Here is a 6830-nt window from a genome sequence, read left to right on the forward strand (position 1 = left end):
GGTTCCAGTTCACACCAAAGCAGTCCTGCTTGACGACCGACTCTCTGTCGTCGGATCCTATAACCTGGACATGAGAAGTACTTATCTGGATACGGAATTAATGCTTGTTATCGACAGCAAAGAACTGAATCAGCAGATTCAGTCCACGGAAGGTACTTACATAGAAAAAAGTAAAGAAGTTCTGTCAAACGGACAGGAGACAGAAGGGGTACAGTATGAAACGAAAGTGCTGAACTGGCAGAAAAAACTTTTCTATGGAGTGCTGCGGATTATAATCAGACCATTGCGCCAGCTGTTATAAGTATTATATTTCTTGAAGTAAAAACGGTGAAATACAGCAAAGAAGTTACTATTGTTATAAAAAAAACAATACAAGAAAAAGGACTTAAGGGGCGTAACTGTCATATAAAAACTATAATAGTACGATTAAAATCTGTTAATATCTTCACTTGCTGTTCCTTGAATCCACATAAAACCACACAGGTTTTTCCAGTATTGTAAAGAAACGGAAAGAAAAAGGAAAAAAGCCAGTGAAAAATCAAATAAATAGTAAATTAGGAATTGATTTTTTTTATAAAAGCAGTTAGAATGACCTGTGGGAATAAAATATATTCCCACAAAATCTAAGAACAAAGGCAGGGCGAAGTAGTTGCATAGGATGGAAAAACGAAATGACAGATGAGCATCGCGCACATTCTGTTCTTCTTTTCATGTAAAAGGCGCATTGCGCTTAAGAACACTGTTTCATTTCTTTTTTCTATCCTATGAGTTCTTCAGAAGAATCCAATATTCCCTAGAACCTGTTTGAAAAAGCATTTCCGCAATCTGCGCTCCATTTTGCAGTATATTTTACCCGAATTCGGTTGCCGTAGCCTACTATGGTGCCTTCATTCTGGTGAAATCTCCCACAAATTGTGACGTACATCTTGCAGAAAACCTTTTTAAAAGCTATACGCTTATATTCTGTTTAAATACGGATTTTACTGTCCGTAAAAATGGACTTTGTATAAGTCTGTCAAAAATACATAAGATAAACACCTGGAAATGGTGAACTGTCTTATTGTCAGATTGGAGAAAGTAGGATGGAGAAAAGAGTGCAGGACTACACCCAGGACATTCTGGCTGTAGTAAGAAGTAATACCTCTCCGGCAGCTATGAGCGATAAGCTGGGAGATTTTCATGCCAATGACATTGCAGATGCAATGCCGAGGCTGACTGTTCAGGAACGCTGCAAACTGTACCGTATTCTGGAACTGGATATGCTGTCCGATATTTTTGAGTATACGGACTCAGATAATGCAGCAGAATATGTGAAAGAGATGGATGTAAAAAAAGGTGCAGCCATTCTTTCACGCATGGAGACTGATGCCCTTGTAGAGGTTCTTCATAAGATTGATAAAGCCAAAAAGAAATTGCTGTTCGAATTAATGGATGATGATGTCCGCCATGATATTGAGATGATCGCTTCCTTTGATGAGGATGAAATCGGTAGCCGTATGACGACTAACTGCATTATCATTCGTGAGAACCTGACTGTGAAGCAGGCTATGAACAGCCTTGTAGAGCAGGCTGCTAAGAACGATAATATTTCCACAATCTTTGTGGTAACCGAGTCACAGAAATTTTACGGAGCCATTGATCTGAAAGACCTGATCATTGCAAGACAGGATAAATCTCTGGAAGATCTGGTGGCAACCTCTTACCCATATGTATATGCCGAAGAGGATATTGACGACTGTATCGAAGAACTGAAAGCGTATTCCGAGGATTCCATTCCCGTGCTGGATAATGACAACCGCCTTTTAGGTGTTATCACATCTTCCAATATCATCGACCTGGTTGATGATGAAATGGGAGAGGATTACGCCATGCTGGCAGGTCTTACCGCAGAGGAAGATCTGAAGGAACCGCTGAAAGAGAGTATGAAGAAGCTATATTACGCTCTGTAGTTGAAAATGCTAAGATGGATATACCAGCTGTTATGGTTGAACAAGAAATCGATAGAATGGTTCAAAACTTAGCTCAAAGATTACAATATCAAGGGTTAACTTTAGAACAATACTTCCAATTCACAGGAACAGATGCAGAAAAAATGAGAGAATACATGAAAGAAAATGCTGAAACTAAAGTTAAAACTGAATTAGTTTTAGAAGCTCTTCAAAAAGCTGAAAAAATGGAAGTTCTTGATGAAGAATTAAAAGAAAAAGCATCAGAAGTTTCAAAACTTTACGGAGCTAACGATGAAAAAATGGTTGAGTTATTATTACAAAACCAAAGAGAAGCATTAGTAGCTGATGTAATGACTTCAAAAGTTATAAACTTCTTAAAAGAAAATAACTAATATTTAGATAGAAATAAAGAATTGCCAGAAGAAATTTTGGCAATTCTTAAAATATATCATTAACAAATTAATGTAAATTATATATAATTTAATTATCATTACTTTTATCATTTTGGATATATTATTAAGAGAAGGGTTAAAAGAGAAAAGGAGGGAGCAAAATGAGTTTAGTTCCAATGGTTGTGGAGCAAACAGGAAGAGGAGAAAGATCATATGATATTTTCTCAAGACTGTTAAAAGATAGAATTATAATGCTTAGCGGTGAAGTCAATGATGATACTGCTAACTTAGTCGTTGCTCAATTATTATTTTTAGAAAGCGAAGATCCAGATAAGGATATATATTTATACATAAATAGTCCAGGTGGTTCAATTACTGCAGGCATGGCTATTTATGATACAATGCAATATGTTAAGCCAGATGTAAGCACTATTTGCATTGGAATGGCTGCATCAATGGGAGCATTTTTACTTTCATGTGGTGCAAAAGGTAAAAGATTTGCACTTCCAAATGCAGAAATAATGATACATCAACCTTTAGGAGGATTTAAAGGTCAGGCTACAGATATTGATATTCATGCTAAGAGAATATTAAAAATTAAAGAAAAGCTTAATTTAATATTAAGTGAAAATACCAATCAAGATCTTGAAAAATTAAAGAGAGATGTTGAAAGAGATTACTTTATGGAAGCTGACGAAGCTAAAGAGTACGGTATAGTTGATGAAGTAATAGTAAGACATGGTAAATAGAAAATTATTATAGATTGAAAAAGCTGAAGTGAGGTGAGGTTATGGCTAAATATGAAGATAAAAAGCAATTAAAGTGTTCTTTTTGTGGAAAAAGTCAAGACCAGGTAAAAAGATTAATTGCAGGGCCGGGAGTGTATATCTGTGACGAGTGTATAGACCTATGTTCAGATATAATTCAAGATGAGTTTGAGGAAAGTGTAGAGTTAGATACAACTTCATTACCAAAACCATCTGAAATAAGAAATTATTTAGATCAATACGTTATTGGTCAAGATAGAGCTAAAAAATCATTATCAGTTGCGGTTTACAATCATTATAAGAGAATAAAAAGCAATGTGATTGATGATGATGTAGAAATACAAAAGAGTAATATTTTACTATTAGGACCTACAGGTTCGGGTAAAACACTTTTAGCACAAACATTAGCTAAATTCTTAAATGTACCATTTGCTATAGCTGATGCTACAACATTAACAGAAGCAGGATATGTTGGAGAAGATGTTGAAAATATTCTTTTAAAACTTATACAAAATGCTGATTATGATGTTGAAAAAGCTGAAAAGGGTATAATTTACATTGATGAAATAGATAAGGTTGCAAGAAAATCTGAAAATCCTTCAATTACAAGAGATGTTTCAGGAGAAGGTGTTCAACAAGCCTTACTTAAAATATTAGAAGGAACAGTTGCATCAGTGCCTCCTCAAGGTGGAAGAAAACATCCACATCAAGAGTTTATTCAAATAAATACTTCTAATATATTATTTATTTGTGGTGGAGCTTTTGATGGTATAGATAAGATAATTGAAAAGAGAACAAGAAAGAGTTCAATGGGATTTGGTGCAGATATAGACTCTAAAGAAACTAAAGATGTTGGAGCTTTATTAAAAGATTTATTACCAGAAGATTTATTAAAATTTGGACTTATTCCAGAATTTGTTGGAAGAGTACCAATGGTAGTTTCACTTGAATCTTTAGATCAAAGTGCATTAATAAATATTTTAAGTAAGCCAAAGAATGCTTTAATAAAGCAATATTCTAAACTTTTTGAAATTGATAATGTTGAGTTAGAGTTTACTGAAGAAGCTTTAAAGGCTGTTGCTGATGAAGCTATTAAGAGAAAGACTGGCGCTAGGGGATTAAGAGCTATTCTAGAAGATATATTGGTTGATGTAATGTTTGAAGCACCTTCAGATGAAAATGTATATAAGGTTATCATTACTGAAGAAGTAATCAAAGAAAAAAAGCAACCAGAATTACTTAGATTAGCAGAGAATGAAACAAGACCAGCTATAAAAGTTAAAAAAGCAAAAAAGAAAAAAGGTGTTGAAACAGCTTAATTTTTCAAGGATATTACAAAATAATTATTTATTTTGTAATATCTTTTTTTATATTTTTATTATTTTAATCTAAGAATAGATGAATATTTTTAAGTTAATAATACTAATAATTAAATGCAAATGGAGGGTATTATTAAATATGAGTGAATTTTTGATTTTTTTACAAATAGTAATGATGATTTTATTTATAATTTATCTTTTTAATAGTAATAAGAATAATTATAGTAAAGTAAATATTATTGATAAAGAAAACAGAAAAGAAATGGAAAAGTTACTTAAGTTAAGAAGTGTAAGATTGACAGAGCCATTAACTGAAAAGAGTAGGCCTTCATCCTTTGATGAAATTATAGGTCAGAAAGAAGGAGTAAAGGCACTAAAAGCTGCTATTTGTGGGCCAAATCCACAGCATGTAATTATATATGGTCCTCCTGGTATAGGGAAAACTGCAGCAGCACGTCTAGTATTAGAATATGCTAAAAGTATGGAAAATTCACCTTTTAAGAAGGAAGCAAAATTCGTAGAAATAGATGCTACAACATTAAGATTTGATGAAAGAGGAATAGCAGATCCACTTATAGGATCAGTGCATGATCCTATTTACCAAGGAGCAGGATCTTTAGGGGTTGCAGGCATTCCTCAACCTAAACCTGGAGCAGTAACTAAAGCTCATGGAGGAATACTTTTTATTGATGAAATTGGTGAACTTCATCCAATAGAATTAAATAAGCTATTAAAAGTTTTGGAAGATAGAAAAGTATTTTTAGATAGTTCATACTATAGTTCAGAAGATACTAATATGCCTACGTATATAAAGGAAATATTTGAGAGAGGGCTTCCGGCTGATTTTAGGCTTATAGGTGCTACCACAAGAGGACCTGAGGAAATATCACCAGCCATTAGATCCAGATGCGTTGAGGTATTTTTTAAACCTTTAGAGTGCCCTGAAATTAGAACTATAGCATCAAATGCAATAAATAAGGTAAACTTAAACATATCTAATAGAGGGCTAGATATTATTAGTAGGCATTGTAGCAATGGTAGAGAAGTAATAAATCTAGTGCAACTTTGCTCTGGTGTGGCTATAAATGAAAAGCGTGATTATATAAGTGAAGAGGATATATTATGGGTTATTGAAAATGGAGAATATCATGAAATAGTTGAAAAAAAAGTTAGAAGTAAGGCAGAAATAGGTATAGCTAACGGTTTGGCAGTGCATGGAAGTAATATAGGTATTTTAATAGAGGTAGAAGTAGTAGCTAATTTAAATAAAAATAAAAAAGGGAGCTTAAAAATTTCAGGAATTATTGAAGAGGAAGAAATATCTAGTAACAATAGAAAAATGATTCGTAAGAGCACTGCATATTCGTCAATAGAAAATGTAATTACTGTATTAAATAATTTATATAACTTAAATTGTGATGAATATGATATTCACATAAGCATACCAGGGGGAGTGCCTGTAGATGGTCCATCAGCAGGAATAACTATAGCTGTAGCTATATATAGTGCAATTACTAAAAGACCTGTAAATAATAAGGTAGCTATGACTGGGGAAATAAGTATTTTAGGAGCTGTAAAGCCTGTAGGAGGAATTGTAGCTAAGATTATGGCAGCATCAAAAGCTGGAGCAGAAAAAGTATTAATTCCAATTGATAACTATAGTGAAGGTTTATTAAAGGACAAAAAAATAAAAGTTATTCCTGTAATTAGTATAAATGAGGTTATAGAAAATTCTATAATACCTTTAAAAGATACAATTGAATCAGTAGACGTATTATCAGCAGAAAGATACCAGTAAAATAGTTTAAATTACCAAATGAATCCTAAGTAAAGTTGAAAAAATGTTCTTTTATGTGTATACTAAGTAGGTTAGATAAAATAATTTGTAAAAGGATTGAATGGAGGGGGAAAATGAATAAGGATTCAATTAATTTACCAGCTATTCCTCTAAGAGGAATTACTATTTTTCCCAATATGATTATACATTTTGATGTCGGTAGGGAAAAGTCGATTTCAGCATTAGAAGAATCAATGTTAAAAGATAGCAAGATATTTTTAGTGTCTCAAATAGATCCAGAAATTGAGGATCCAAAGAGAAACGAAATTTATTCAATAGGGACTATCTGTAAGATAAAGCAGATTTTAAAGTTGCCAAAAGGCGTTACAAGAGTATTGGTAGAAGGCGTTGAGAGAGCAGCTATAATTGACTTAATAGATGATAAGAAGTTTAAGGAAGTTATAGTTGAAAAAATTGATGATGAACTTAACTTAAAAGATGAAAATGAAGATTCAGCTTTAAGAAATTTACTATCTAAAGCCTTTAAAGAATATATTAGGGTTACAGAAGGTGACGAAAGTAAAGTTATCGAAGTTATAACTAAAGAAGAAGAACTAGGAAAAGTC

The 6830-nt window shown here is 32.9% G+C and carries 8 protein-coding genes; all 8 read left to right on the forward strand.

Going from position 1 to position 6830, the window contains the following annotated elements; all coding sequences use genetic code 11:
• A partial coding sequence (locus BHW04_RS01120) for a phospholipase D-like domain-containing protein (RefSeq protein ID WP_302698573.1) occupies positions 1-301 on the forward strand: 301 nt, incomplete at its 5' end.
• A 522-nt stretch (positions 302-823) separates the two neighbouring features.
• Positions 824-1051, forward strand: a complete 228-nt coding sequence (locus BHW04_RS12215) for a DUF6783 domain-containing protein (protein ID WP_441294411.1) — start codon at positions 824-826, stop codon at positions 1049-1051.
• Between the two features lie 31 nt (positions 1052-1082).
• Positions 1083-1949 (forward strand): magnesium transporter MgtE N-terminal domain-containing protein, encoded by an 867-nt coding sequence (locus BHW04_RS01125; protein ID WP_368072950.1) that lies wholly within the window; start codon positions 1083-1085, stop codon positions 1947-1949.
• Positions 1934-2341, forward strand: coding sequence for a hypothetical protein (locus tag BHW04_RS01130; protein WP_302698582.1), 408 nt, complete (start codon positions 1934-1936; stop codon positions 2339-2341). Before BHW04_RS01125 ends, BHW04_RS01130 begins: the two co-directional genes overlap by 16 nt.
• 161 nt (positions 2342-2502) lie before the next feature.
• On the forward strand, positions 2503-3090 hold the full coding sequence (gene clpP, locus BHW04_RS01135; protein ID WP_022211187.1) for an ATP-dependent Clp endopeptidase proteolytic subunit ClpP: 588 nt from the start codon (positions 2503-2505) through the stop codon (positions 3088-3090).
• Between the two features lie 41 nt (positions 3091-3131).
• A complete protein-coding gene (gene clpX / locus BHW04_RS01140; protein ID WP_302698575.1) occupies positions 3132-4427 on the forward strand; it encodes an ATP-dependent protease ATP-binding subunit ClpX in 1296 nt (431 codons plus the stop codon).
• Positions 4428-4566: 139 nt separating this feature from the next.
• A complete protein-coding gene (gene lonB, locus BHW04_RS01145) occupies positions 4567-6225 on the forward strand; it encodes an ATP-dependent protease LonB (protein ID WP_186835214.1) in 1659 nt (552 codons plus the stop codon).
• A 113-nt stretch (positions 6226-6338) separates the two neighbouring features.
• The coding region (locus BHW04_RS01150; protein WP_302698580.1) for an LON peptidase substrate-binding domain-containing protein at positions 6339-6830 on the forward strand (492 nt) is incomplete at its 3' end.

It is taken from the genome of Clostridium sp. 29_15, assembly GCF_001916075.1.
Taxonomy (GTDB): domain Bacteria; phylum Bacillota; class Clostridia; order Clostridiales; family Clostridiaceae; genus Clostridium; species Clostridium lentum.